The organism is Pseudoxanthomonas sp. F37 (assembly GCF_022965755.1).
Taxonomy (GTDB): domain Bacteria; phylum Pseudomonadota; class Gammaproteobacteria; order Xanthomonadales; family Xanthomonadaceae; genus Pseudoxanthomonas_A.
This window is the reverse complement of record NZ_CP095187.1, coordinates 2,725,836-2,750,690: the sequence shown is the minus strand read 5'-3', so window position 1 is coordinate 2,750,690 and position 24,855 is coordinate 2,725,836. Positions and strand designations below refer to the sequence as shown.

The 24,855-nt window shown below is 68.6% G+C and carries 25 protein-coding genes; 16 read left to right on the top strand and 9 right to left on the bottom strand.

The features are described from left to right. Window positions 1-105 precede the first annotated feature (105 nt). On the top strand, window positions 106-1,410 hold the full coding sequence (locus tag MUU77_RS12970) for an MFS transporter (protein ID WP_245087584.1): 1,305 nt from the start codon (window positions 106-108) through the stop codon (window positions 1,408-1,410). Window positions 1,411-1,558: 148 nt separating this feature from the next. Here the strand turns inward: MUU77_RS12970 and MUU77_RS12965 are convergent, their stop codons facing one another. Further along, window positions 1,559-2,377: a DUF72 domain-containing protein gene (locus tag MUU77_RS12965; protein ID WP_245087581.1), complete on the bottom strand. Its 819-nt coding sequence runs from the start codon at window positions 2,375-2,377 to the stop codon at window positions 1,559-1,561. A gap of 70 nt (window positions 2,378-2,447) precedes the next feature. On the opposite strand from MUU77_RS12965, the gene rraA reads away from it, so the two are divergent. Further along, complete coding sequence (gene rraA, locus MUU77_RS12960; RefSeq protein WP_245087578.1) at window positions 2,448-2,924, top strand: ribonuclease E activity regulator RraA; 477 nt, start codon at window positions 2,448-2,450, stop codon at window positions 2,922-2,924. 534 nt (window positions 2,925-3,458) lie between these two features. Here the strand turns inward: rraA and MUU77_RS12955 are convergent. Further along, on the bottom strand, window positions 3,459-5,270 hold the full coding sequence (locus MUU77_RS12955) for a DUF885 domain-containing protein (protein ID WP_245087575.1): 1,812 nt from the start codon (window positions 5,268-5,270) through the stop codon (window positions 3,459-3,461). Window positions 5,271-5,381: 111 nt separating this feature from the next. Here MUU77_RS12955 and MUU77_RS12950 point away from each other — a divergent pair, with 111 nt between their 5' ends. Next, window positions 5,382-5,732: a GFA family protein gene (locus tag MUU77_RS12950; protein WP_245087572.1), complete on the top strand. Its 351-nt coding sequence runs from the start codon at window positions 5,382-5,384 to the stop codon at window positions 5,730-5,732. A gap of 90 nt (window positions 5,733-5,822) precedes the next feature. Continuing rightward, window positions 5,823-6,707 (top strand): DUF2785 domain-containing protein, encoded by an 885-nt coding sequence (locus MUU77_RS12945; RefSeq protein ID WP_245087569.1) that lies wholly within the window; start codon window positions 5,823-5,825, stop codon window positions 6,705-6,707. 16 nt (window positions 6,708-6,723) lie between these two features. On the opposite strand, the gene MUU77_RS12940 is transcribed toward MUU77_RS12945, so the two are convergent. Continuing rightward, window positions 6,724-7,659 carry a LysR substrate-binding domain-containing protein gene (locus MUU77_RS12940; RefSeq protein ID WP_245087565.1) on the bottom strand — a complete coding sequence of 312 codons (936 nt, stop codon included), beginning with the start codon at window positions 7,657-7,659 and terminating at the stop codon, window positions 6,724-6,726. A 106-nt stretch (window positions 7,660-7,765) separates the two neighbouring features. Here MUU77_RS12940 and MUU77_RS12935 point away from each other — a divergent pair, with 106 nt between their 5' ends. Next, on the top strand, window positions 7,766-8,662 hold the full coding sequence (locus MUU77_RS12935) for a DMT family transporter (RefSeq protein WP_245087562.1): 897 nt from the start codon (window positions 7,766-7,768) through the stop codon (window positions 8,660-8,662). 7 nt (window positions 8,663-8,669) lie between these two features. On the opposite strand, the gene MUU77_RS12930 is transcribed toward MUU77_RS12935, so the two are convergent. From MUU77_RS12930 to MUU77_RS12915, 4 genes are all read right to left on the bottom strand, one after another. Next, complete coding sequence (locus MUU77_RS12930) at window positions 8,670-10,067, bottom strand: DUF2867 domain-containing protein (protein ID WP_245087560.1); 1,398 nt, start codon at window positions 10,065-10,067, stop codon at window positions 8,670-8,672. Window positions 10,068-10,083: 16 nt separating this feature from the next. Continuing rightward, window positions 10,084-10,413, bottom strand: coding sequence for a metalloregulator ArsR/SmtB family transcription factor (locus MUU77_RS12925; protein WP_093296658.1), 330 nt, complete (start codon window positions 10,411-10,413; stop codon window positions 10,084-10,086). Window positions 10,414-10,503: 90 nt separating this feature from the next. After that, the gene (locus MUU77_RS12920; protein ID WP_245094461.1) at window positions 10,504-11,289 is read right to left on the bottom strand and encodes a peptidylprolyl isomerase; all 786 of its coding nucleotides are present in this window, start codon (window positions 11,287-11,289) and stop codon (window positions 10,504-10,506) included. A gap of 173 nt (window positions 11,290-11,462) precedes the next feature. Next, complete coding sequence (locus tag MUU77_RS12915) at window positions 11,463-12,773, bottom strand: MFS transporter (protein WP_245087557.1); 1,311 nt, start codon at window positions 12,771-12,773, stop codon at window positions 11,463-11,465. A 149-nt stretch (window positions 12,774-12,922) separates the two neighbouring features. Between MUU77_RS12915 and cyoA the strand changes: the two genes are divergently transcribed. The 11 genes from cyoA (at window position 12,923) to MUU77_RS12860 (ending at window position 22,582) form a co-directional block, all read left to right on the top strand. Then, window positions 12,923-13,993, top strand: a complete 1,071-nt coding sequence (cyoA, locus tag MUU77_RS12910; protein ID WP_245094458.1) for a ubiquinol oxidase subunit II — start codon at window positions 12,923-12,925, stop codon at window positions 13,991-13,993. Between the two features lie 78 nt (window positions 13,994-14,071). After that, window positions 14,072-16,045, top strand: a complete 1,974-nt coding sequence (gene cyoB, locus MUU77_RS12905) for a cytochrome o ubiquinol oxidase subunit I (RefSeq protein WP_245094455.1) — start codon at window positions 14,072-14,074, stop codon at window positions 16,043-16,045. Beyond that, on the top strand, window positions 16,038-16,670 hold the full coding sequence (gene cyoC / locus MUU77_RS12900) for a cytochrome o ubiquinol oxidase subunit III (RefSeq protein WP_245087554.1): 633 nt from the start codon (window positions 16,038-16,040) through the stop codon (window positions 16,668-16,670). Before cyoB ends, cyoC begins: the two co-directional genes overlap by 8 nt. Beyond that, window positions 16,670-17,074 carry a cytochrome o ubiquinol oxidase subunit IV gene (gene cyoD, locus MUU77_RS12895; protein ID WP_245087551.1) on the top strand — a complete coding sequence of 135 codons (405 nt, stop codon included), beginning with the start codon at window positions 16,670-16,672 and terminating at the stop codon, window positions 17,072-17,074. The genes cyoC and cyoD overlap by 1 nt, the downstream gene beginning before the upstream one ends. A 62-nt stretch (window positions 17,075-17,136) precedes the next feature. After that, window positions 17,137-17,871 carry an SURF1 family protein gene (locus MUU77_RS12890; RefSeq protein ID WP_245087548.1) on the top strand — a complete coding sequence of 245 codons (735 nt, stop codon included), beginning with the start codon at window positions 17,137-17,139 and terminating at the stop codon, window positions 17,869-17,871. Further along, window positions 17,852-19,198, top strand: a complete 1,347-nt coding sequence (locus MUU77_RS12885; RefSeq protein WP_245087545.1) for an ATP-binding protein — start codon at window positions 17,852-17,854, stop codon at window positions 19,196-19,198. The genes MUU77_RS12890 and MUU77_RS12885 overlap by 20 nt, the downstream gene beginning before the upstream one ends. Further along, a complete protein-coding gene (locus MUU77_RS12880; protein WP_245087542.1) occupies window positions 19,182-19,724 on the top strand; it encodes a response regulator transcription factor in 543 nt (180 codons plus the stop codon). Before MUU77_RS12885 ends, MUU77_RS12880 begins: the two co-directional genes overlap by 17 nt. Before the next feature lie 230 nt (window positions 19,725-19,954). Then, window positions 19,955-20,545, top strand: coding sequence for a hypothetical protein (locus MUU77_RS12875; protein ID WP_245087539.1), 591 nt, complete (start codon window positions 19,955-19,957; stop codon window positions 20,543-20,545). An 80-nt stretch (window positions 20,546-20,625) separates the two neighbouring features. Then, on the top strand, window positions 20,626-21,153 hold the full coding sequence (locus MUU77_RS12870) for a DUF2878 domain-containing protein (protein ID WP_245087536.1): 528 nt from the start codon (window positions 20,626-20,628) through the stop codon (window positions 21,151-21,153). Window positions 21,154-21,299: 146 nt separating this feature from the next. Beyond that, on the top strand, window positions 21,300-21,665 hold the full coding sequence (locus MUU77_RS12865; RefSeq protein WP_162109843.1) for a PadR family transcriptional regulator: 366 nt from the start codon (window positions 21,300-21,302) through the stop codon (window positions 21,663-21,665). Then, on the top strand, window positions 21,662-22,582 hold the full coding sequence (locus MUU77_RS12860; protein WP_245087533.1) for a sensor domain-containing protein: 921 nt from the start codon (window positions 21,662-21,664) through the stop codon (window positions 22,580-22,582). The genes MUU77_RS12865 and MUU77_RS12860 overlap by 4 nt, the downstream gene beginning before the upstream one ends. 136 nt (window positions 22,583-22,718) lie before the next feature. Here the strand turns inward: MUU77_RS12860 and phaZ are convergent, their stop codons facing one another. Together phaZ and MUU77_RS12850 are read right to left on the bottom strand one after the other, a co-directional pair. Beyond that, a complete protein-coding gene (gene phaZ, locus MUU77_RS12855) occupies window positions 22,719-23,966 on the bottom strand; it encodes a polyhydroxyalkanoate depolymerase (protein ID WP_245087530.1) in 1,248 nt (415 codons plus the stop codon). 80 nt (window positions 23,967-24,046) lie between these two features. Beyond that, window positions 24,047-24,655 (bottom strand): class I SAM-dependent methyltransferase, encoded by a 609-nt coding sequence (locus MUU77_RS12850; RefSeq protein ID WP_245087527.1) that lies wholly within the window; start codon window positions 24,653-24,655, stop codon window positions 24,047-24,049. Window positions 24,656-24,855: the final 200 nt, after the last annotated feature.

Here is a 24,855-nt window from a genome sequence, read left to right as displayed (position 1 = left end):
GGTCGCGACTGACATCGCTCCTACAGTAGACCAGGGCGCTGGACGCGCCCCGTGCGGCATGCCATGTTCGCGCGCCACGCCCGTGTCGACACTCAGGACTTCAGCATGACCGCCGCCGACGCATCGCAGCCGATCCCGCGACCCTTCGACCGCCGCGATGCGAAGACGCTCGGCCTGTCGGCGCTGGGAGGTGCGCTGGAGTTCTACGACTTCGTCGTCTTCGTGTTCTTCGCCAAGGTACTCGGCGCCCTGTTCTTTCCGCCCGGCACGGCGCCATGGCTGGCGCAGCTGCAGGTCTACGGCATCTTCGCCGCCGGCTATGTGGCGCGTCCGCTGGGCGGCATCGTGATGGCGCATTTCGGCGACAGGCTTGGACGCAAGCGCATGTTCACGCTCAGCGTGTTCCTGATGTCGGTGCCCACGCTGCTGATCGGCCTGCTGCCGACGCATGCGCAGGTCGGCGCACTCGCGCCGCTGCTGTTGCTGGCGATGCGGATGGTGCAGGGCGTTGCGGTCGGTGGCGAAGTGCCGGGAGCCTGGGTGTTCGTCGCCGAACACGTGCCGCGCAGCCGCGTGGGCATCGCCTGCGCCACGCTGACCGCGGGACTGACCGCCGGCATCCTGATCGGTTCGCTTCTGGCCGCATGGATCAATGCCCACTACAGCGCCGCGGAGGTGCAGGCCTGGGTGTGGCGCGTGCCGTTCCTGCTGGGTGGTGTATTCGGCTTCATCGCCGTGTGGCTGCGGCGCTGGCTGGAGGAGACGCCGGTGTTCGTCGAGATGCGTGAGCGGAAACGGCTCTCGCGCCGGCTGCCGGTGAAGCAGGTGCTGGCCGCGCACCGGCCGGCGGTGATCCTGTCGATGCTGGCGTCGTGGCAGCTGACCGCGGCGATAGTGGTGGTCGTGTTGCTGACGCCGACCCTGGTGCAGACCAGTTTCGGTATCGACGCGGCCAAGGCTTTCCGCGGCAACAGCCTGGCGACGCTGGCGCTGGTGTTCGGTTGCCTGGCGGCGGGGTGGGCGGTGGACAGGTTCGGCGTGGGTCGTGCGCTGTTGGCGGGTTCGCTGGGGCTGGGCGCTGCCGCCTACGCGCTGTACGCCGCCCTCGCGGCGGGCCATGAGGCGCAGTTCGTGGCGTGGTACACCCTGGCAGGCTTCTGCTGCGGGGTAGTCGGGGTGACGCCGGCGCTGATGGTGGCCGCGTTCCCGCCCGAGGTCAGGTTCTCGGGGCTGTCGTTCTCGTACAACATGGCCTACGCCGTATTCGGCGGCCTGACGCCGCCGATGATCGCCTGGCTGTCGAACGCATGGGGCCCGTTGGCGCCTGCGCACTACGTGGCGTTCACCTGTCTGGTCGGTATCGGCGTGGCGCTGCGGTGGCTCAGGCGGCCCTTGAACACGCCTATGTAGGCGCGCTCCATGGGCGCGATGCTCCTGCCCATGTTGCCTGTTCCGTCAAAAGCATCGCGCTTATGGGGCGCTCCTACGGGCGGCGTACGAGATCCATCCCATGGGGCGCGCCTACGGGCGGCGTATGAGTTCCATCCCATGGGCGTTGCTACAGGCGGCGGATGAGCTCCATCGCCGCCGCGGGGTTGCGTTCCTTCGCGCTGCTGATGAAGTACACGAACACGTCGCGCCGGGGCAGGGCCGGCGCCGGCTCGCCCACGTGCGGCAGCCCGGCGATGTCTTCGCCGCGCGCCCACGCGCGTGCGCGGTCGGCCCATTGCGCCAGCTCCTGTGGCGGATATCCGGTCTCGATCGGCTGTGAGCGCATCAGGCGTGCGTAGACGAAATCCGCGGTGAGGTCGGCGAAGGAAGGGTGTTCGGTGGAATCGGTGTAGACCGTGGCGACCTGGTGGCGACGCGCGAGTTCGATGAAGTCCGCGTCGACAGCGGCCGGGTCGCGGACCTCCAGCGCATGCCGCAGCGGCCGGCCCCCGGTGTCGCGTGGCAGCAACGTCAGGAAGGCCTCCAGTTCTTCCCCATCGACCCGCCGGCCCGCCTCGAACTGCCAGACCAGCGGGCCCAGTTTAGGGCCGAGCTCGGCGATGCCGCCGACGAAATCCTCGACCTGGGCGCGCGTGGATGCCAGCGAGCGCGACTGCATGATCCGCTTCGGTGCCTTCGCGGAGAACATGAACCCGTCCGGGGTCTGGTCCCGCCAGCTGGCGTAGGTCGCCGGCTTCTGCGCGCCGTAGTAGGTGCCGTTGATCTCGATGGCGGTCAGGTGGCGGCTGGCGTATTCCAGCTCGCGCCGTTGCACCAGGCCGGCCGGGTAGAAGTTGTTGCGCCACGGCGCGAACGTCCAGCCGCCGATGCCGACGCGGATCCCGTCGCTGGCGTTGGGTGGGGGAGAAGCGAAGAGGTCGTCCATGCGCGAAGCATAGCCCGCTGTGCGTCGCGTCCGCGTTACCATGCGGTCAACCCGCGCCCTCGGAGAGCCCATGTCCTGGACCACGCCCGACCTGTGCGACCAGCACCCCGAGGTGCTGGTGGCCGAACCCGTGTTCCGCAGCTACGGCGGGCGCGTCGCCTTCGCCGGGCCGGCGGTGACGGTGAAGTGCTTCGAGGACAACTCGCGCGTGCGCGAACTGGCCGCCACGCCAGGCCAGGGCCGGGTGATGGTGGTCGATGGCGGTGGCTCGCTGCGGCGTGCGCTGCTGGGCGACCAGATCGCCGCCAATGCCGTGAAGAACGGATGGTCCGGCTTCCTGGTCTTCGGCTGCGTGCGCGATGTCGACGCGCTGGCGGCGCTGCCGCTCGGCGTGCAGGCGCTGGCCTCGCACCCGATGAAGACCGAGAAGCGCGGCTTGGGCGAGGTGGACATGCCGGTGGCGTTCGCCGGCCTGTCGCTCGTGCCGGGCGACTGGATCTATGCCGACGCGAACGGCGTGATCGCGGCGAAAACCCCGCTTCTGTAGGAGCGCCCCTGGGCGCGATGCTCTTCGATCGATGAAGCAAAGGCATCGCGGGCATGGCCCGCTCCTACAAGGGCGTTGTGCCGACGCGAACGGCGTGATCGTGGCGAAAGCCGTGCCGATGCGAACGGCGCGAGCGCGAGGAGACCCCCGCTTCTGTAGGAGCGCCCCATGGGCGCGATGCTCTTCGATCGATGAAGCAAAGGCATCGCGGGCATGGCCCGCTCCTACAAGGGCGCCGTGCCGACGCTAACGGCGCGAGCGCGACGAGACCCCCGCTTCTGTAGGAGCGCCCCATGGGCGCGATGCTCTTCGATCGATGAAGCAAAGGCATCGCGGGCATGGCCCGCTCCTACAAGGGCGCTGTGCCGATGCGAACGCCGTGATCGTGGCGAAAGCCGTGCCGGCGCGAACGGCGCGAGCGCGAGGAGACCCCAGCGTCTGTAGGAGCGCCCCCTGGGCGCGATGCTCTTCGTTCGATGAAGCAAAGGCATCGCGGGCAGGGCCCGCTCCTACAAGGACGCGGTGCCGCCGACCTTAGTTGATCGGCTCGTCCAGCATCAGCTGGCGGACGAAGCGCACCGGCGGCGCGCCGTACGACAGCACCTGGTCGTGGTAGGCCTTCAGGTTGAACTGCGCGCCCAGCTTGGCTTCGGCGGCCTTGCGCATGTCGAAGTGCTCCTGCACGCCCACGAAGTACGTCGGCAGCTGCGCCGAGGTCAGCTGCGCGCGCGTCCACTTGCCGGCAGCCTCGCGCTCCTGCTGGAAGGTCTGGCGCACCATCAGGTCCATCGCCTGCTCGCGCGTCCAGCCATCCACCTGCACGCCCTGGTCGAGGATCGCATTGGCGATCGTGCGCAGGTAGAACTTCATCTGCACCAGACGGAACAGAGGATCGTTGTCCAGGTAGCCGGCGTCGGCCATCATCTTCTCGGTGTACACCGCCCAGCCCTCGGCGAACATGCCCGAGCGCAGCACGGCGCGCAGGGTCGACGGGAACTTGGCCGAGTGCCAGCCTTCCAGGTAATGGCCGGGCGTGCCTTCGTGGATGCTCAGCAGGTGGATCATCCGGCTGTTGTATTCGCGCAGGAACGAGTCGACCTGCTTCTGGTCCCACTCGTCAGGGATCGGCGAGACGGCGTAGAAGGTCTTCAGGTGCTTGTCCAGCGGGCCGGGCGAGTCGCAGTAGGCCACCGCCACGCCGCGCTGGAATTCGGGCATCTCGATGATTTCCACCGGCGCGTCCGGCAGGGTGACCAGATCGTGCTTGCGGACGAACTCGGTGGCCTGCGCCAGTGCGGCTTCGGCATCCGGCACCACCTTGTCGCGCGCGGGGCGCTCGGCATAGGCCAGTTCCAGCGCGGCTTCGATGGCCTTCTGCTGTTCGTCGGCGCTGGGCGTCTCGGGCAGGGCGGGCGCACCTGGCTTGTCCTTCAGCACGGTGCGGGCGATGCCGTACATCTCCTCGCGCACGCGCTTGAGCTCGCCCTCGGCGCGCTGCTTGATGTCGGCGCGCGACAGCGAGGAGAGCAGGGCGAACTGCAGCTTCTGGTCGTACAGCGCCTGGCCGATGCGGAAATCGCCCTTCGCGTTCGGCACCAGCGTCTTGTCCAGCCAGGCCTGGTGCTCGGCCACGGCCTTCTTCAGCGCGTCGATGGCGGCCTGCGCCTGTGCGCGGTCGGCCTCGGGCAGGTCCTTGAGGTTCGGGGTGATGAAGGTGTCGACGATGCTGAGGATGCCGGCGTTCTGCCTGGCCACGGTTTCGGCGTGCACCTTGGGCACGCGCGCCGGGTCCAGGTTCTCGCGCGCCTGCGCCAGCAGTGCCGGGATCTTCTGCATGCGCGCGGTGGCGGACTTCAGGCGCTCCGGCAGGGGTGCGAACTCGCGCGCCATCAGGCCGTAGATCGCGCCGCCGGCGACGTTGTTGTAGACCTGCGGATCCCATGCCCAGCTCTGCAGGGTTTCGGCGGTCCAGATGTCGTACTGCAGCTGGTTGCGCAGGATGGCGGCGTCCACCTGGTTCTCGCGCGACAGCGCGGCGGTATCGGTGGCGTCCAGTTCGGCCAGGATCTTCCTGCTGAACTCAAGGCCCTTCTGGCGGCCGGCCGCGCTCAGGTCGTCGAGCTCGCCGTCGTACTTGTGCTCGCCGATCTGGGTGGCGCTGACGGGCGAGAGCTGCAGCCAGCCCTCCAGGGCGCGTCGGGAGAGGTCGGCGAAGGCGGCATCGGCCTTGGCGGTGTCGGCCGTGACGGCCGCCGTCCCGGAGGCCGGGGCGGCGGTGGGAGCTTCGCCCTTCTGGCAGGCGGTCATGGAGGCCAGCAGGGCGGCGGCGAGCAGTGTCTTGCGCATGGGAGTCCTGTTGCGGTGCGGCGAAAGCGGAATGCACAGAATAGGCCGAAGGTCATGCCTGTACCCGTGCCATTCGATATACGCTTGGGCGGTCCACCGGAGGAACCTGACATGAAGCATGAGGGAAGCTGCCATTGCGGACGCATCGCCTTCGAGGTCGAGGGCGACATCGCGGAGGTCGTCGACTGCAACTGCTCGCTGTGCCGACGGCGCGGCGGACTGCTGTGGTTCGCCCCGCGCGAGGCGCTGGTGTTGAAGACGCCCGAAGGGGACCTGTCGACCTACACGTTCAACAAGCACCACATCCAGCACCATTTCTGTGCCCGTTGCGGGATTGCGCCGTATGGCGAGGCCGCGCACCCCAAGACTGGTGCGCAGATGGTCGCCGTCAACGTGCGCTGCCTGCCCGATGTGGACCTTGCCGCATTGAAGGTCATTCCTTTCGATGGCGCCAGCGCCTGACCATGGGAACGGGGTAGTTCGTCTGCGCTGTCCTCTGCGGTGCCGCTGGCTGTCCGCTGGACGGGCGAGGCAACGATCGAGGAGATGACGATGCGTTCAAGGGCATGGCTGGCGTGGGCGGGCGTGGTTCTGTCGTGGTCGGCGCAGGCGGCGTGTCCGCCCGAGGGCACCGATCCGGCGTCGCTGCAGTTGCTGCGCGAGCAGAAATTCGCCGTCACCGACCACGTGCGCGCCACCCTGGTGGCGGGGCTGCCGGCATGCCTGGCCCATCCCGATCCCGCCTTGCGCGATGGTGTGGCCTACGAAGGCCTGAGCACCTGGCTGCGCGCGGGCCAGTTGGATGCGGAGCAGCGCCGCGCCCTGCGCGATCACCTGTATGCGATGCTCGGCCAAGAAGACCCCGCGGGATTCGGTCCGCCCTTCGCCGCCCTCGTATTGTCCGAGGTGGCGCGCACGGACCGCATCGCCCCCTGGATGTCGGCCGAGGAACGCGCCGACATGGTCGCGCGCGCTGCTGCCTACCTGGCGTCGGTCCGCGACTATCGCGGTTTCGACGCGGTAGAGGGGTGGCGGCATGGCGTCGCGCATGGGGCCGACTGGTTGCTTCAGTTGGTGCTCAACGAACAGGTGGACCGGGCGCAGGTGGAAGTGCTCCTGCAGGCCGTGGCGGAACAGGCGGTACCGGAAAACGCGCATGCCTATGTCTTCGGCGAGCCGGGGCGATTGGCGCGGCCGGTGCTGTACGCCGCCAGACGCGGGCTGCTGGACGAGGCGGCGTGGACGCGCTGGTTCGCTGCGTTGCCACCCCGGCTCGGCGTTGCGGAGCAGGCGTATGCCGACAGCGCATGGCTGGCGCGCCGGCACGACCTGATGGCGTTCCTGATGAGTCTCCATCTGGAGGCCGACCAGTCCGGCGACCCCCAGATCCGCGCGCTGAAGCCGATGGTGGTGCAGGCACTGAAGGCCGTGCCCTGACGGATCGCGAGCGGGATCAACCGCCGCGCCGCCCCAGAAAGTCGTCCGGCATCGGTGGCAGCGGGGTGCGCTCGTCGCGCGCCTCTTCCTTCAGCCAGTCGATGAACGCCTGCGCCGCGGCGCTGGGGGGTTTGTGTGCCGGGTGCACGGCGTAGTACGCGAAGCGGGCCTTCAGCGCAGGGCCCGGCAGGCGCACCAGTTCGTAGCGCTGCAGGTAGGGCTGGGCGACATGCCGGCGTGCCAGCGCCGCGCCGACGCCATAGACCGCGGCACGCATCGCATCGGTGCTGTCGTTGAAGCTGTGCATCGCCGGCAGGCGCAGGCCACGCACGCCCGCTGCGCGGAACCAGTCGCGCCACCCCTGCAGCGCCAGGTCCGTCACCAGAGGGAGCCGGGCGATCTGGCGGGGTTCCAGTACGGCGTCGATGCCGGGCAGGGCGGGCGAGGCGACCGGGAACAGTTCATCGTCCATCAGGTGGTGCGCGGTCAGGCCCGCCCAGTGCCCGGGCCCGTGACGGATGCCCAGCTCCGGCCCCTCGTCGTCGAACCGGGTCAGTGCGATGCCGGTGTCCACGTGCAGGCGGATGTGCGGGTGGCGGGCGCAGAAGCGCGGCAGCCGCGGCAGCAGCCAGCAGTAGGCGAGCGAATGCAGCGTGGTGATGCGCAGCGTGGTGGTCTTGCCGGCCAGCTTCAGGTGCGAGGCCACGGCATCGATGTCGCCCAGCGCCGCATTGGCGGCATCGGCCAGTTGCCTGCCTTCCAGGGTCAGCTTCACCCCGCGCGCGTGGCGCTGGAACAGGACCACGCCCAACAGCGCCTCCAGCTTGCGCACGTGGTGGCTGACGGCACTCGCCGTGAGGTGCAGTTCGTCGGCCGCGTGGGCGAAGTTCTGGTGGCGTGCGGCGGCGGCGAAAACGCCGAGGGCGGGCAGCAGGGCGGGGCGCAGGCTCATGGTCGCTCCAGACACAAGCAGGATTTGTGGCTTGCCCGCATGGTACGCGCTTGTGCGGGTCGCGGGTTCGGCCAGAATGGGCGCCGACACGAATGAGGGTGCGGCAATGGCACAGGCGACGACAACCGTGGACCCCCTCCCGCAAGTGGCCGGGCGCGACTGGCGCACGCCGCTGGAACTGCTGGCGCTGGGCGCGATCTGGGGCAGCTCGTTCCTCTTCATGCGCATCGCGGCGAATCCGTTCGGGCCGTTCGCATTGGTCGAAGTGCGGCTGGCGCTGGGCGCGCTGGTCCTGCTGCCGTTCCTGTGGCGCGAGCGTGCGCACTTCCGCGCCGGCATGTGGCCGCGCCTTGCGATGATCGGTGCGGTCAATTCGGCCATTCCGTTCCTGCTGTTCGCGTGGGCGGCGCAACGGTCGCCCGCCGCGATCGGTGCGATCTGCAACGCGATGACCGTGCTGTTCGCCGCGCTGGTGGGCTTCCTGTTCTTCGGCCAGAAGATCGGCACGCGCCGCTCGTTCGCGCTGCTTGTCGGTTTCGTCGGCGTGGTGGTGCTGGCGACCAGCAAGGCCGGTGGCTTGAGCGTGGGCGGCGCGGTGGTGGCCGGTTCCACGGCGGCATTGCTGTATGGCGTCGGCGTCAACCTGGTGCGCAGGCACCTGGCCGGCATTCCACCCGCCGCCGCGGCCGCGGCCACGCTCGGCTGTGCGGCGCTGCTGGTGCTGCCGTTCGCGGCGACGCATTGGCCGACGGCCCGCATCGCACCCGGTGCGTGGGGCGCCGCCATCGCCATCGGCGTGGTCTGCACGGGCTATGCGTTCCTGCTGTATTACCGGTTGATCCAGCGCATCGGCCCGGCGCGCGCGTCGACGGTGACCTACCTGGTGCCGCTGTTCGGGGCCGGATTCGCGTGGGCCTTCCTCGGCGAGCCGGTGACGCTGGCGATGCTCGCCGCCGGTGCGCTGATCCTGGGCAGCGTGGCCGCCAGCCAGCGCGCCGCGTGAGCGGGCGTCAGGCGAACAGCCCCTGCGCCAGCGACAGCGGTGCGTGCCGCTGCACCGCGCCCTCCACCGCCGTCCGCAGCATCGCCGGCGCGATGTAGGCATGGTGCACACCGCTGATCGCGGCCATGTACGCGCGCCCGAAGACATTGGCGCACCGCACGCGGGTGCCCAGCGTGATCTCCACGCCGGTATCGGTGATCTGCACCCCCACGCAGGAACGGAACGCCAGATGGCGATCATCCGCGCCCAGGATCACCTGTGCGCGTTGCCCGTCGGCATCGATCCGCTGCGACAGCACCGGATAGCGGCCGGCGAACAGTGGCCCGTCGTCCGTCGACAGTAGCGACGACACCGGGCAGCCCAGCGGCGAGGTGCGCAGCCGCAGCGGGCGCACCAGCGCGTTCCGCAATCGCATCAGCTGGGTAACGCCGGCGGGGCGGGACTGCAGGAAGCCTTCCAGTACGTCCGCCATCAGGGCCGATGCGGTCGCGTTCGTCGTGCCTTGCAGGCGCAGGCTGAAGGTGTCCTGATGATGGAATCCCGGCAGTTGCTCCAGGAGGAGCGATCCGGAGGGCGGGGACGGCAGCGCTTTCACCGGCGACGCACGGCCTTCGACGAAGCCGATCTCGGCGTACCAGCCGGCCAGGCGGGAGCGCAGTCGCCCGGCACGCGCGCGCAGCGAGGTGCAGAGATGTTGCTGCCAGCTGTCCGGCGGCGCATGCAGGGCAAGCCGAACGGTCGGGACGCGCTCCACATGCGCGGGATGCGCGGCCAGCCACGCCTGCACGGAAGGCGGCAGCGTTTCCGTCAGCGTGGCGATGTTCGCCTCGCCAGCGAACACCTGGTCCTGCAAGGCACCGCGTGGCAGCCCACCGAGTTCGTCCGTGTGGCACGACAGCGCGAACAGTACCGGATGCGGGCTGCCCGCCTGCAGCGGCGCGAACTGGTGCCAGGTGCCGCCGCCGAAGCGCACGCTGAAAAGCGCATCGGGGGGCAGATCGACATGGTGGAGCGCGGCGGCGAAATGCGCGGGATCGCGTGCGATCTGTTGGTCCGATGCCGTCGAGAAGCGCAGGCGCGCGCCGCCACTGCCGGTCACCGCGGTGAAAGTGCGATGTCCTGCGTGACGATGGAAAGGATGGCCCATGGCTCCGACGGTGAAGGTGTACAGCGCGCTGCGTTCGCCCGCATCGAAATCCGGTGCGGCGATGCGCACCGATGGTTCGTCCAGTGCATCCACGAAGCCGGGATGCGCGCGCTGCAGCGCGCCGGTGTCCGCGTGCAGGCGATCGCCCGCGCCCGGCCCGAGTTGCGCCAGCAACACCACTTCCACGGGTAGCCCGCCCGAGTACGAACGGATGCGGGCGGTGGGGAAACCCGGGACGACGTCGGCATGGCGATGCATGGAGGCTCCTCGAGGATCAGCGGGGCTTGGGTGTCGCGGTCTTGCGCGCGCGTGCCTTGGCTTCGCGCTTCAGCGGCCCGGCGGTGGGGCAGACCTCGAAGGCGAAGCCGGTCAGCGTGTTGACCAGGTTGTCGGGCGCCAGGCGGTAGAAGACGAACTGCCCCCGCTTGTCACTGCTGACCAGTCCGGCGGCTTCCAGCACGGACAGGTGCCGCGAGATGGCCGGTGCGCTCATGTCGAAGCGCGCAGCGATCTCGCCAGCGGTGAGTTCCTGCGCGGACAGGTAGGCGAGGATTTCGCGACGCGGGCGCGAGGCCAGGGCGTCGAAGATGCGGTCGACCGTCATGTGGATTTAGATAATTAACGTATTTGCTAAATATCTAAGTGCAAGGTACGGCTGTCAAGCGCCGTCCGTCGGGAAGGCGCTTGCGGGGACTCAGCGGCTTGGGGGCGTGCGCACCGGCAACGGCACGTTGCACAGGTCGATATGGCCGGCCGGCCGCACGTACCAGCCGTCGCGGCGGTTGCGGCGCGCCTCGGTGGCGGCCGTGAAGGTCCTGGAATCGGTGCGCAGCACCTGCAGCGGCGTGCGCTCGGATTCGGGCACGTCGCTGGCCAGGCGGATGGCGGTGATCGGCGTGCGCTCGGCGGCGTTCTCGTAGAAGCCCATGGGCTCGGGGCCGCGCCGGATCGCGCTGAGCAGTTCCATGCCCTTCACCACGCGCCCGACCAGGGTGATGTTGCGGTCCAGCTGCCGCGGCGACTGCCCGGTGACCACGTACAGCTCGCTGCCATTGCTGCTGTCGGGCGGCCCGCCACGGCCCGCGCCGAGCGCGCCGTAGCAGTGCGCCAGCCAGACTTCGTTCGCCTTCGGATCGCGTCCTGCCGGGAAGCCATCGACGAAGCCGACTTCGGGCGCCCAGCCATCCACGTCCGGCAGGCGGGTGAAGGACACGCCGTCACCGGTGCGTGCGAATTCCGCCGGCAGCTTGGTTTTCGCCTTGCCCAGCGGTTTCGCCTTCGCCGCGTCTTCCGCGTCGGCATCGCCGAACTGCACCACGAAGTTGTCCTGCGAGCGATAGATGGCCAGCCCGTTCCAGAAGCCTTCGCGCGCCAGCGTGCGGATGTTGGCCACGTGCTCGGGCGCGAAGGCCGGCGCCAGCTCGATCACCACGCGTCCGCCGGGCACGTCCATGTACAGCGTGTTGGCCGGGTCGAGCATGCGCCAGTCGGCATCGGGCGAGGCGTCCAGGATCTCCTTGGCGCTGGGATACGTCGGCGGCTCGGCCGCGTGCGCAGTGGGCAGGGCGAACAGGCAGGCGAGCAGCAAGGGCGTCAGGCGCATGGACATTCCGGGGCTTGGGATGCCCGGATTGTAGTGCGACTGCGCCGTCGTCAGCTCTTGTAGTTCATGGCCCGGTTGATGCCCAGGGCGACCAGCGTGCCCAGCGCGCCGGACAGCAGGTAGGCGCCCAGCCACGCCAGTCCGAAGTTGGCGCACAGGCCCAGTGCGACCAGCGGGGCGAAGGCGGCGCCGATCAGCCACGCCAGGTCGGAGGTGAGCGCGGCCCCGGTGTAGCGGTAGCGCCGGCCGAAATTGGCGGTGACCGCGCCGGCGGCCTGGCCGTAGGACAGGCCCAGCAGCGCGAACCCCACCAGGATGAAGGCGCCCTGGCCGACCGCGCCGCCTTCCATCAGCGTGGGCGCGAACCCGCTGAACATGGCGATGCCCACGGCCAAAGCGCCCAGCGTGCGCGCCCGGCCGAAGCGGTCGGCGATCACGCCCGAGGCCACGATGGCGCCGGCGGCGATGAACGCGCCGAAGATCTGCACCAGCAGGAAGCTGACGATGGACTGCTGCGAATACAGCAGGATCCAAGACAGCGGGAAGATGGTGACGATGTGGAACAGCGCATAGCTGGCCAGCGCCGCGAACGCGCCGATCACCACATGGCGTCCCTTGGCCCGGAACAGCTCGCGCACCGGCGTGGGTTCCAGTTCCAGTTCGCCCATGCGGTGCTGGTATTCCTCGGCCACCACGATGCGCAGGCGGGCGAACAGCGCCACCACGTTGATGGCGAACGCGACGAAGAACGGATAGCGCCAGCCCCACGACAGCAGGTCGGCCGGCTCCAGGCTGGCATACAGGAAGGCGAACACGCCCGCGGCCACGATGAATCCCACCGGTGCGCCCAACTGTCCCAGCATGGCGTACCAGCCGCGCCGGTCCTTGGGTGCATTCAATGCCAGCAGCGAGGGCAGGCCGTCCCACGAGCCGCCCATCGCCAGGCCCTGCAGCACGCGGAACAGGGCGAGCAGCACGATGGCCGTGCCGCCGAGCGTACCGTAGCCGGGAAGGAAGGCGATGCCCGCGGTCGCCGTGCCCAGCAGGAACAGGCTGATGGTCAGCTTGACGCCGCGGCCCCAGCGCGCCTGCAGGGCCATGAACAGCACGGTGCCCAGCGGACGCGCGACGAACGCCAGGGCGAACAGCGCGAAAGACCACAGCGTGCCCTGCAGGCGGTCCATGAACGGAAAGAACACCGCCGGGAACACCAGCGCGGAGGCGATGCCGAAGACGAAGAAGTCGAAGTATTCCGACGCGCGCCCGATCACCACGCCGACGGCGATTTCGCCCGGGGCGACATCGGCATCGGCCTTGGTGCCATGGTCGTGGGTGGAGCGGGTGGGGCTGAGGGTCGACATCGCGCAGGGGCCGCCGGGCCGGACAGGGGAGGGGGCGACCATAGACTGGCAGACCGGGCGCGCATCCGCGATAGGACAAAACGTCCAATACTCCCGGAAAGCGGGGCGCACTACATTGATCTGGATCAATCGGCAGACCCCCCATGCCCATGTCCTTCGTGCGCAGACTCCTGCAGGCCGCCGTGGCGATGTCCGCCGCGTCCATGCTGTCGGGATGCAACCTGCTGGTCCTGAACCCGGCCGGCGACATCGCGGCCCGCCAGGGCCATCTGATCATCGTGGCCACCGCGCTGATGCTCATCGTCATCGTGCCGGTGATCGCGCTGACGTTCTGGTTCGCCTGGCGCTACCGCGCCGCGAACACGCGCGCCACCTACAAGCCGGACTGGGACCACTCCACCCAGCTGGAGCTGGTGATCTGGGGCGTGCCGCTGCTCATCATCATCGCGCTGGGCGCGGTCACCTGGATCGGTACCCACCTGCTCGACCCGTACCGCCCGCTGGGGCGCATCGGCGAGGGACGGCCCGTGCCGGCCCACGTCAGGCCGCTGGAAGTGCAGGTGGTCGCGCTGGACTGGAAGTGGCTGTTCGTCTACCCGGAGTACGGCGTCGCCTCGGTCAACCAGATGGCCGCGCCGGTCGACCGTCCCATCACCTTCCGCCTCACCTCGTCGTCCACGATGAATGCGTTCTACGTGCCGGCGCTGGCGGGCATGATCTACACGATGCCGGCGATGGAGACCAAGCTGCACGCGGTCATCAACAAGGAAGGCGAGTACGAGGGCTTCTCTTCCCACTACAGCGGCGAGGGCTTCTCGCACATGCGCTTCCGCTTCCATGCATTGTCCGGTCAAGGCTTCGACCGCTGGATCGGCGAAGCCCGGACGCAAGGCAAGGCACTGACCCGCGCCGAGTACCTGCAGCTGGAAGTGCCCAGTTCACGCGAGCCGGCGCGCCTGTACGCGTCGGTCGATCCGGGGCTGTTCGATGCGGTGGTCAACCGCTGCGTGGACACCGACCGCCTGTGCATGGACCAGATGATGGCCTACGACGCCCTGGGCGGGCGCGGCCTGGATGGCAGCGATGCGTTGCAGCGGCCGCGCCGCGGCAACCTCGCCGCCGGTCCGTTCGTCCGTGCCGACCTCTGCACGGTCGAGACGGCGCAGGCGGCGGACCGCCTGTCTCCCGTTCCCACCGCCGGCGGCCTGAAGGCGCCCTGACGCGCCCGGCCGCCGCATTCCTGGATTCACCGGACCAGCAAGATGGCTTTCGATACCAGCACCGTCACGCATTCCCCGATCACCGGTCGCCTGGCCTGGGATGCGATTCCCATGCTGCACGACCCGATCATCGCCGCGACCTTCGTCGGCACCTGCATCGGCGGCCTTGCGCTGGTGGCGGTGATCACCAGGTACCGGCTGTGGGGCTGGCTGTGGCGCGAGTGGTTCACCAGCATCGACCACAAGAAGATCGGCATCATGTACATGGTGCTGGGCCTGGTGATGCTGCTGCGCGGCTTCGCCGACGCCATCATGATGCGCCTGCACCAGGCGATGGCCTTCGGCGACAACATGGGTTACCTGCCGCCGCACCACTACGACCAGATCTTCACCGCCCACGGCGTGATCATGATCTTCTTCGTGGCCATGCCGCTGGTCACCGGCCTGATGAACTACCTGGTGCCGCTGCAGATCGGCGCCCGCGACGTGGCGTTCCCGTTCCTCAACAACTTCAGCTTCTGGATGACCACCGCCGGCGCGGTGCTGGTGATGCTGTCGCTGTTCCTGGGCGAGTTCTCCACCTCGGGCTGGCTGGCGCTGTCCAACCTGGGCAACCAGGACCCCGGGGTGGGGCTGGACTACTACATCTGGGCGCTGCAGATCGCCGGCGTAGGCACATTGTTGTCCGGCGTCAACCTGCTGGTGACCATCCTGAAGATGCGCGCGCCGGGCATGGGCATGATGAAGATGCCGGTGTTCACCTGGACGGCGCTGTGCACCAACGTGCTGATCGTGGTGTCGTTCCCGGTGCTGACCGCCGTGCTCGTGCTGATGACGCTGGACCGCTACGTGGGCACCAACTTCTTCACCACCGATCTTGGCGGCAACGCCATGCTGTACGTCAACCTGATCTGGATCTGGGGCCATCCCGAGGTCTACATCCTCATCCTGCCGCTGTTCGGCGTGTTCTCGGAGATCGTCTCCACGTACTCGGGCAAGCGCCTGTTCGGCTACTCGTCGATGGTCTATGCCACGGTCTGCATCACCGTGCTGTCCTACCTGGTGTGGCTGCACCACTTCTTCACCATGGGGTCGGGCGCCAGCGTCAACTCGTTCTTCGGCATCACCACGATGATCATCTCGATCCCGACGGGCGCGAAGATCTTCAACTGGCTGTTCACCATGTACCGCGGCCGCATCCGCTTCGAGGTGCCCATGCTGTGGACGATGGGCTTCATGGTGACCTTCGTGATCGGCGGCATGACCGGCGTGCTGCTGGCGGTGCCGCCGGCGGATTTCGTGCTGCACAACTCGCTGTTCCTGGTCGCCCATTTCCACAACGTCATCATCGGCGGTGTGGTGTTCGGCCTGTTCGCAGCGATGACGCACTGGTTCCCCAAGGCGTTCGGCTTCAGGCTGGACGACTTCTGGGGCAAGGTGTCGTTCTGGTTCTGGCTGGCCGGCTACTGGTTCGCGTTCACGCCGCTGTACGTGCTGGGCCTGATGGGCGTGACCCGCCGCATGAGCCACTTCGAGGATCCGTCGCTGCAGATCTGGTTCCAGATCGCGGCCTTCGGCGCGGTGCTGGTGGCCATCGGCATCGCCGCGTTCCTGTACTGCATCTACATCAGCTTCCGCCGCCGCGAGCAGCTGCGCGACCACACCGGCGACCCGTGGGGCGGCCGCACGCTGGAGTGGTCCACGTCCTCGCCGCCGCCGGACTACAACTTCGCCTTCACGCCGGTGGTGCACGACACCGATGCCTGGACGGACATGAAGCAGCGCGGGTTCGAGCGTCCGAAGAGCGGCTTCAAGGCCATCCATATGCCGCGCAACACCGGTGCCGGCGTGGTCCTGTCGGCACTGAGCGCCCTGTGCGGCTTTGCCCTGATCTGGCATGTCTGGTGGCTGGCGGGTGTTTCGTTGCTGGCGACGATCGCCTATGCGATCTGGCACAGCTTCGACCGTGATCGCGACTACTACATTCCCGCCGACCAGGTCGCCAGGGTCGAACAGGCGCGCACCGCGCAATTGGAGCAGGTCCATGTCTGAGTCCATCGCCCTGACCCGAGCCGACGGTTCGCCGGTGTTCCTGGACACCGAAGGCAGGCATCACCCGGAGAACGGCACGCTGCTGGGATTCTGGATCTACCTGCTCAGCGACCTGATGATCTTCGGCTGCCTGTTCGCCACGTTCGGGGTGTTCTCGGGCAGCTACGCCGCGGGCCCGTCCGGCCGCGACCTGTTCCTGCCCAACCTGCACCTGATCGCGGTCAACACCGGCATCCTGCTGGTCTCCTCGATCACCTACGGCCTGGCGATGCTGGCCATGCTCAAGCGCAACGTGCGCGCCACGATCGGCTGGCTGCTGGTCACCGGCCTGCTGGGCCTGGCCTTCCTGTCGATCGAGGTCTACGAGTTCCACCACCTCATCCACATCGGCGCGGGCCCGCAGCGCAGCGCGTTCCTGTCGGCGTTCTTCACCCTGGTGGGCACGCATGGCCTGCACGTGCTGTTCGGCGTCATCTGGCTGGTCGTCCTGTGCGTACAGGTGCGCAGGTGGGGCCTCACCCGCACCACCACGCGCCGCATCGCCTGCCTGTCGATGTTCTGGCACTTCCTGGACGTCGTGTGGATCGGCGTCTTCACCTTCGTCTACCTGATGGGCGCGCAGTGATGAGCAACCCTTCCACCCATTCCGAGCACGACGAGGATTTCCTCGAGGACGGCATTCCGCACGCCAGCGTGAAGGAGTACGTGACCGGCTTCGTGTTGTCGGTCGTGCTGACCGCGGTCCCGTTCTGGCTGGTGATGGCCAAGGTGCTGCCCACGCCGGCCGTCACCACGCTGGTGATCCTGGCCTTCGCCATGGTCCAGGTGGTGGTGCACATGGTCTTCTTCCTGCACATGAACCCGAAGTCGGAAGGCGGCTGGAACCTGTTCGCGCTCATCTTCACCGCCGTGCTGCTGGTGATCGTGCTGGCCGGCACGCTATGGGTCATGCACAACATGAACACCCACATGATGCCCGGAGCGCACGACATGCATCGGATGCGGGACGCGGTCCAGAGCCTGCCGTGACCGTGCCTGCCGCCGCTGCGGCATCCGGCGCGCCGCGTACGGCACGGAGGTGGGGGCGGTTCGTGTTCGTTGCACTGCTGGCGGTCGCCTGTGCCGGCTTCGTCGCGCTGGGGCTGTGGCAGCTGCAGCGGATGGCGTGGAAGCACGACCTGATCGCCCGCGTCGAGGCGCGCGTGCATGCGGCCGCCGTCCCGGCACCGACGCGTGCGCGATGGCCAGCCGTCAGCGAGGCCGCCGATGGCTACCGGCGTGTCCGGGTGGCCGGACATTTCCTGCGGGACCGGCAGGCGCGCACGCAGGCCGTCACCGAGCTTGGCGGCGGATTCTGGGTGATGCAGGCGCTGCGGACCGAGGAGGGCGACCATGTACTGGTGAACCGTGGGTTCGTGCCGCCCGGTGGAACCGTCGCGCCGGCGCCCGAGGGCAGGGTGGTGGTGGAAGGCCTGCTGCGTACCAGCGAGCCCGGTGGCGGCTTCCTGCGCCGCAACCTGCCTGACCAGAACCGCTGGTACTCGCGCGATGTCGCCGCGATCGCGCGCAGGCTGGGTCTTCCGGCCGCCCACGTCGCCCCCTTCTTCATCGATGCCGAGGCCGAGCCGGGCTTGCGCGGCTGGCCGCGCGGCGGCATGACGGTGGTGAAGTTCCGCGATCCGCACCTGTCCTACGCGCTGACCTGGTTCGGCATGGCGCTGCTGGCGCTGGTGGCCGCCGGTGTCCTGGTCGCGTCCGAGCGCCGCTTGCGCGATGATCGGCGCCGACGCTCCTCCCCGGACCCGCATGTACTTCCGCCAGGCTGAATCCGCCGGTGATCCCGCACCGCCGGTCGCGCGTTCGACCGGCTCGCATGACCGTGCCGGCCTGCGCAACATGCAGCAGCTGATCCAGCTGCGCTGGATCGCGGTGGTGGGGCAGGTGGCGACCATCCTGGTGGTGCAGTACGGACTGGGCGTGGCGCTGCCGCTGGAGCCGATGTCCGCCGTGCTGGCCGGGCTGGTGCTGTTCAATCTGGCCAGCCAGGCATGGTGGCGCCGCCGCGCGCAGGTTTCGCATGCGGCGCTGCTGGTCGGCCTGCTGGTGGACGTGGCCTCGCTCACCGTCCAGCTGTACCTGTCCGGCGGCATCGGCAATCCCTTCGTCTTCCTGTTCCTGCTGCAGGTGGTGCTGGGAACGGTGCTGCTGCGTTCGCCGTGGAGCTGGGCGATCGCCGCGGCGGCGGCGCTGTGCGTGACGGGACTGGCCGTGGTGCCCGCGCCCCTCAAGCTCGTCGTCGAGCCGGCGCACGGACTGGCCGACCACTACGTGCAGGGGCTGCTGGTCTGCTTCCTGCTGATCGCCGGCCTGCTGGTGGTGTTCATCACCCGCATCGGCGGCATCCTGCGCGAACGCGACGCACGCTTGGCCGAGCTGCGCCAGCGGGCGGTCGAGGAGGAACACATCGTGCGGATCGGCCTGCTGGCGTCCGGTGCCGCGCACGAACTGGGCACGCCGCTGTCCACGCTGTCGGTGATCCTGGGGGACTGGCAGCACCTGCCCACCATGGCCTCCGATGGCGAACTGCACAACGACGTGCTGGAAATGCAGGCGCAGGTGGCGCGCTGCAAGTCCATCGTCACCAACATCCTGATGGCCGCCGGCGAGACCCGCGCCGAAGCGCCCACCGAAACCACGCTGCACGCGCTGTTCGACGAACTGGCGCATGAATGGGAACTGGCACGGAATCCGCCGCGCTTCGACTACCGCAACCAGAGTGCCCCCGACCCGCGTATCGTCACCGATGCCGGCCTTCGGCAGATGGTGTTCAACGTGCTGGACAACGCGCTGGAAGCCTCACCCGACTGGGTCGCCCTGGAGGTGCGCTGCGAGGACGACGCCGTGGTGGTGGAGGTGGCAGACGCCGGGCCCGGGTTCGAGCCGGGCATCCTGCAGCGGCTGGGCACGCCCTACAACAGCAGCAAGGGCCGGCCGGGCGGCGGCTTGGGCCTGTTCCTGTCGGTCAACGTGGCCCGCACGCTGGGTGGCCGGCTGCAGGCGGAGAACCGCCCCCAGGGCGGCGCGCTGGTGAGGGTGACGCTGCCGCTGGCGGCGATCGCCATAGAGGACCGGGATGATGACGACCAAGAATGAGCGCCGGTTGTTGATCGTCGAGGACGACGCGGCCTTCGCCCGCACGCTGGTGCGCTCGTTCGAGCGGCGCGGCTACCAGGTGCGCCATCTCGCCGGCGAGGAGGGCATGGCGGCGTTGCTGGACGAATTCGCGCCCACGCATGCGGTGGTGGACCTGAAACTGGCCAACGGCGCGTCAGGCCTGTCCAGCGTCAAGCATCTGCACGACGCCGATCCGGCGATGGTGATCGTGGTGCTGACCGGTTACGCCAGCATCGCCACGGCGGTGGAGGCGATCAAGCTGGGCGCGCGCCACTACCTGGCCAAGCCATCCAACACCGACGACATCGAGGCGGCGTTCCAGCGCGCCGTGGGCGATGCGGATGTCGAACTGACCGCGCGCACCACCTCGATCAAGACGCTGGAGTGGGAGCACATCCACGAAGCCCTCGCGGCCAGCGACTTCAACATTTCCGAGGCCGCGCGCCGGCTGGGACTGCACCGGCGCACGCTGGCGCGCAAGCTCGAGAAGCGCCGGGTCAAGTAGGCGCCAACGCGACGCCTCCTCGGCGCCGCCGCCGCACTCCATCCCATCCGACGGGCCGCCCGTCGGCCCGTTTCCCCGCGCCGATGCGGTTCTGCATCCAGGTTCCGCCTGCCCGCGTAGGCCCTCCCGTCCTGCGTCGCACGCGCCGCAGGGCGCCAGAAGCGTGCGTCACCGCGCGTGCCCGTGTTGAAGGTATTTCCCCTGAGCCCTTATTCACAGGAACAGACACCATGAAAACGCTTCGATTCCCGGCGCTGCTGCTGGCCGCTGCGCTGCCGTTCGCCGCCTCCGCCGCACCCACGGTCAACACGCTCGGCGGCGACACGCGCGTGCAGCTGTCCGGCGACCTGACCGGCGCGCTGACTTCGCTCGGCGTCTCCGTGAAAGCCTCGTATCCGGCCCGGCTTCGCGGTGCGAACGCCTCGTTCCCCATTCCCGGCGGCGAGCTGGACCTGGGCACCCTGAAAGGCGAGGTGGACCATGCGGGCGGCCTGACGCTGCGCGCCGGTGCCACCGAGGTCAACCTGAGCAGCTACACCATCGACACGACCGGCGCCGCACCGGTGCTGACCGGACTGGTGAAGGTCAACGACAGTGTGCTGGGCCGGCTGCCATTGTTCGACATCACGCTGCTCAGCGCGCCGGTGGTGCGCGGACGGCATGCACGTGCCGGTTCCGTGCAACTGGACAACGTGCGGCTGACGCTCAATGACGAAGCGGCCGTGGCATTGAACGCGGTCTTCAACGTGTCCGCATTCCAGGCCGGCTTGCCGGTAGGCACCGCCCGCGTGCAGACCTACTTCTACGAGCCGGCACCTTGAGCCATGACATGCGCCGGGAGAGCCGGGGGGCGTCGCCCCCCGGTCTTTCCGCATTCGGAATCCGGAAGGCGGCATGGCGCATGCTATTCAATGTGGCCGGCAACCAGATCGTGTGGTTCATCGCGGTGATCGCCGCCGGACGGGGCAATGCATGGCCCGGCGTGCTGGCCGCGGCGGTGTTCGTCGCCGTGCATGTGGCGTGGTCGCCGCGTCGCGGCGACGAGCTGAAGCTGGTGGCGCTGGCCGTGGCGTGCGGACTGGTGGTGGACGGCGTGGCCGCGGCGCAGGGCTGGGTGACGTACCGGGCCCCGATGGCCGGCGGTGGGGTGGCGCCCGCCTGGATCCTGGCGCTCTGGGCCTCGCTGGCGGTCACCCTCAACGGCGCGATGCGCAGCCTGCAGGCGCGGTGGTGGGCGGGGGCGCTGCTGGGCGGCATCGGCGGTCCCCTGGCGTATCTGGCGGCCGCGCGCGGTTGGGGAGCCGCCGAGTTCGCCGCGCCCGCCTGGCGGGCATGGGCATGGCTGGCGATCGGCTGGGCCATCGCCCTGCCGGGATTGCTTGCGGCCGCGCGGTGGCAGGCGCGGCACCGTCAGCACGGTTCGCGTTGACGGATCGGCGGGTCGCCGCGGCGCGGCCGGCTGCCATCGGCGGGCAGGGCTGACGCCCGGCACGGTGACTACTGGCACATTCGCTATATCAAAGTTCGCAATAGCATCGTCTCCAACCTAGCGGGTGCGCCGCGAAGGGGGGAGCCATGAGTGAACCCGATATCCATCTGAAGAAGTTCCAGAAGGAGCTGAGCGCCGGCACCGTGTCGCTGGCGCTGCTGGCGGTGCTGGCCCGCGCGGGCGAGCCGTTGTACGGCTACCTGATCGCCAAGCAGCTGGAGCGTGTCGGCGACGGCGTGCTCAGCGGCAAGCAGAGTGCCCTGTACCCGGTCCTCCGCAACCTGGAGGGCGGCGGCCTGCTGGACAGCTTCGTCGAGCCGTCGGTCGCGGGCCCGCCACGCCGTTACTACCGCATCACCGAGGCGGGGCGACAGACCCTGCAGTCCTGGGCCGCCGCCTGGCGCGCCACCCGCGATTCCGTCGATTCCGTGCTTGAGGGGATTCCTGCATGAACACCACCACCGACCCGGGCAGCCGCCTGCCCACCACGATTCCCGAATACCTGGAGCAGCTGCGCGCCGCGCTTGCGGGGGCGGACAAGGCGATGATCCAGGATGCCCTGTACGACGCCGAGGAATACCTGCGCTCGGAACTGGCGGAGAACCCCGGCAAGTCCGAAGCCGAGGTGATCGCCTCGGTCGCCGGCAGCTACGGTGCGCCGGAGGAAGTGGCCGACATCTACCGCGAGACCGAGGTCACCGTCGCCAAGGCCTTGCGTCCGCCGGTTCCCCCCAAGCGCAAGTCGCTGCCGGGACGGTTCTTCGGGGTGGCCGCCGATGCGCGCACCTACGGTGCGCTGTTCTACATGCTGTTGTCGCTGGCCACCGGTACGTTCTACTTCACCTGGGTGGTGACCGGCGCCAGCCTGTCGGCCGGCCTGCTCATCCTGATCGTCGGCATCCCGCTGCTGCTGCTGTTCCTGATGTCGGTGCGCCTGCTGTCGCTGGTGGAAGGGCGCGTGGTGGAAGTGCTGCTGGGCGAACGCATGCCGCGCCGTCCGCTGTATACGCAGCGCGACAAGCCGTGGACGACGCGCCTGAAGGAGCTGTTCACCGACGGCCGCACCTGGACGGCGATGCTGTACCTGCTGCTGATGCATCCGCTGGGGGTCCTGTACTTCTCGGTGGCCATCACGCTGCTGGCCGTATCGCTGGGCTTCATCGCGGCGCCGGTGGCCTACTTCCTGCCATTCGACTATGTGCTGAACTTCGGCGACTGGAACATGGCCACTGACGCGCCCTGGATGCTGCCGGTCCTGTCCGTCGCCGGCTTCCTCCTGCTCTTCGTCACCCTGCACCTGGCGCGCCTGGTCGGCCGTTTCCACGGCTGGCTGGCCAAGCACCTGCTGGTGCGCACGCCGGTGGTGTGAGTGGTCGAATGGGGGCGCGAGGTGGGTCGCGAACAAAAAAAAGGCCGCCCGTGAGGGCGGCCTTTCCTGTGCCGGCAAGGAGGCGCCGGTCCTTCAAGCGCTTCGCGACTGACGTCGCTCCCCACCAAGCAACGCGTCAGCCGGCGTACTTGGCGATGAAATCGCGCACCTGCGGGTAGACCTTCTCGCGCCAGCGGCGGCCGCTGAAGATGCCGTAATGGCCCGCGCCCTCGACGGTCAGGTGCTTGTGATGCGGCTTGGGAATGCCGGTGCACAGGTCGTGTGCGGCAGCGGTCTGGCCCTGGCCGGAAATGTCGTCCAGTTCGCCTTCGATGCTCATCAGGGCGGTCTTCCGGATCGCAGCCGGCTTCACCAGCTCTCCGTTGACCTTCCACATGCCGCGCGGCAGCAGGAATTCCTGGAACACGGTGCGGATGGTGTCCAGGTAATACTCGGCCGGCATGTCCAGCACGGCGTTGTACTCGTCGTAGAACCTGCGGTGCGATTCGGCGTCCTGCAGGTCGCCCTTCACCAGGTCGCTGTAGAAGTCCCAGTGCGACATGAAGTGGCGGCTGGGATTCATTGCGATGAAGCCGGCGTGCTGCAGGAAGCCGGGATACACGCGGCGGCCTTCGCCCGGGTAGGGCATCGGCACCGTATGGATGACGTTGTGCTCGAACCAAGAAAGGGGATTGCGCGTGGCCAGGCCGTTGACTTCGGTGGGGCTGCGGCGCGCATCGATCGGGCCGCCCATCATCACCAGCGAACGCGGCGTGGCTTCGCCGCGCGCGGCCATCAGCGACACGGCGGCCAGCACCGGCACGGTGGGCTGGCAGACGCTGATCACATGCAGCTTCTCGGCGCCGATATGGCGGATGAACTCCTCCACGTAGGCCACGTAGTCGTCCAGGCCGAAGGCGCCTTCGGAAGCCGGCACCATGCGCGCGTCCACCCAGTCGGTCACGTACACCTTGTGGTTGCGCAGCAGGGTATGCACGGTGTCGCGCAGCAGGGTGGCGTGATGGCCCGACAACGGCGCCACCACCAGCACCACCGGGTCGTCCTTCAGCAACGAGATGGTGTCGGCATCGTCGGTGTAGCGCTTGAAGCGCAGCAGCCGGCAGAACGGCTTCTTCAGCGATTCCAGCTCCACCACGGGCACGGTGCGGCCATGCGCCTCGACTTCGCGGATCTCCCACGCCGGCTTTTCGTAGTCCTTGCCGATGCGGTGGACGAGCTCGTTGCCCGCCGCGATGCGTTCGGCGCCGGGCAGGTTGGACAGCCAACTGGTGGGAGCGGAGAAGATGCGCGCGTTCGCTTCGGCCATGTAGGCCAGCGGCGCCATCCATGCGCGTCCGAGTTCGTGCAGTTGGTACAGGGTCATGGCAATCCGGAATCCCGATTTTGGTGCATGGTGCTGCGCCGCAGCATACCGCAAAGGGTGAGCCGCCGCCCGTGGCCTGTTCAGGTTATCGGCCGATAGTCCGCCGCCTCCAGCACGGCCACATCGCCGGCCAGGCGTGGCCCCAGCCAGCAGTGGTTGCCGATGGACTGCAAGCCTGCGCCGTTGAAGGCCTGCCGGTACCAGGCCGCCTTGCGCGGCTGGAAGCCTTCATGGTCGCCTTCGAAGTCGTCCTCCTTGGCGAAGGTTTCAAGGAAGGCCACACCGCCGCACAGTTCCGCCAGCCCGGACAGGCCGCGCTTCAGTTCGCGGGTGGGCACGTAATGCAGGACATCCGAGCAGACCAGCAGGTCGACGGGTTCGCAGGGGCGCAGGTACTGGAAGTCCTCGAAGCGCGCGTAGTGCAGGTTGCGCGTGCGCCCGAAGCGGCGGATCGCGTACTCGCTGCTGTCGAAGCCCAGGTACTGCAGCTTCGGTCGCAGCTTCAGCAGCGGTGTGCGCCAGGCGCCTTCGCCGCAGCCGATGTCGAGCACGGTGCGGATGGGGCGCTCCAGATGGTACTCGGCCACGGCGACGGCCAGCGCGACCTTGCGCGCGAGCCGTGGCGCGCCGCCGATGTCGCCGTCGCGGTACCAGCGCTGGAAGTAGTCGGCGTCGTAATGCTTGGTCATTGAAATGCGCGGGAAGTGGAAGAAAGCGCCTGGTCGTCGCCCCGGCGCAAGCCGGGGCCCATGTTGCCGTTGCATCCGCGGGTGAGCATGCGCAGCGGCGGAATGGAGCGGGTTCCAGCTTACGCTGGAACGACGGCAAGCTGGCATGCTGGACGTTGGACAGTCCTTGCGACAGTAGCGGAGAATCCCGCATCACCCTT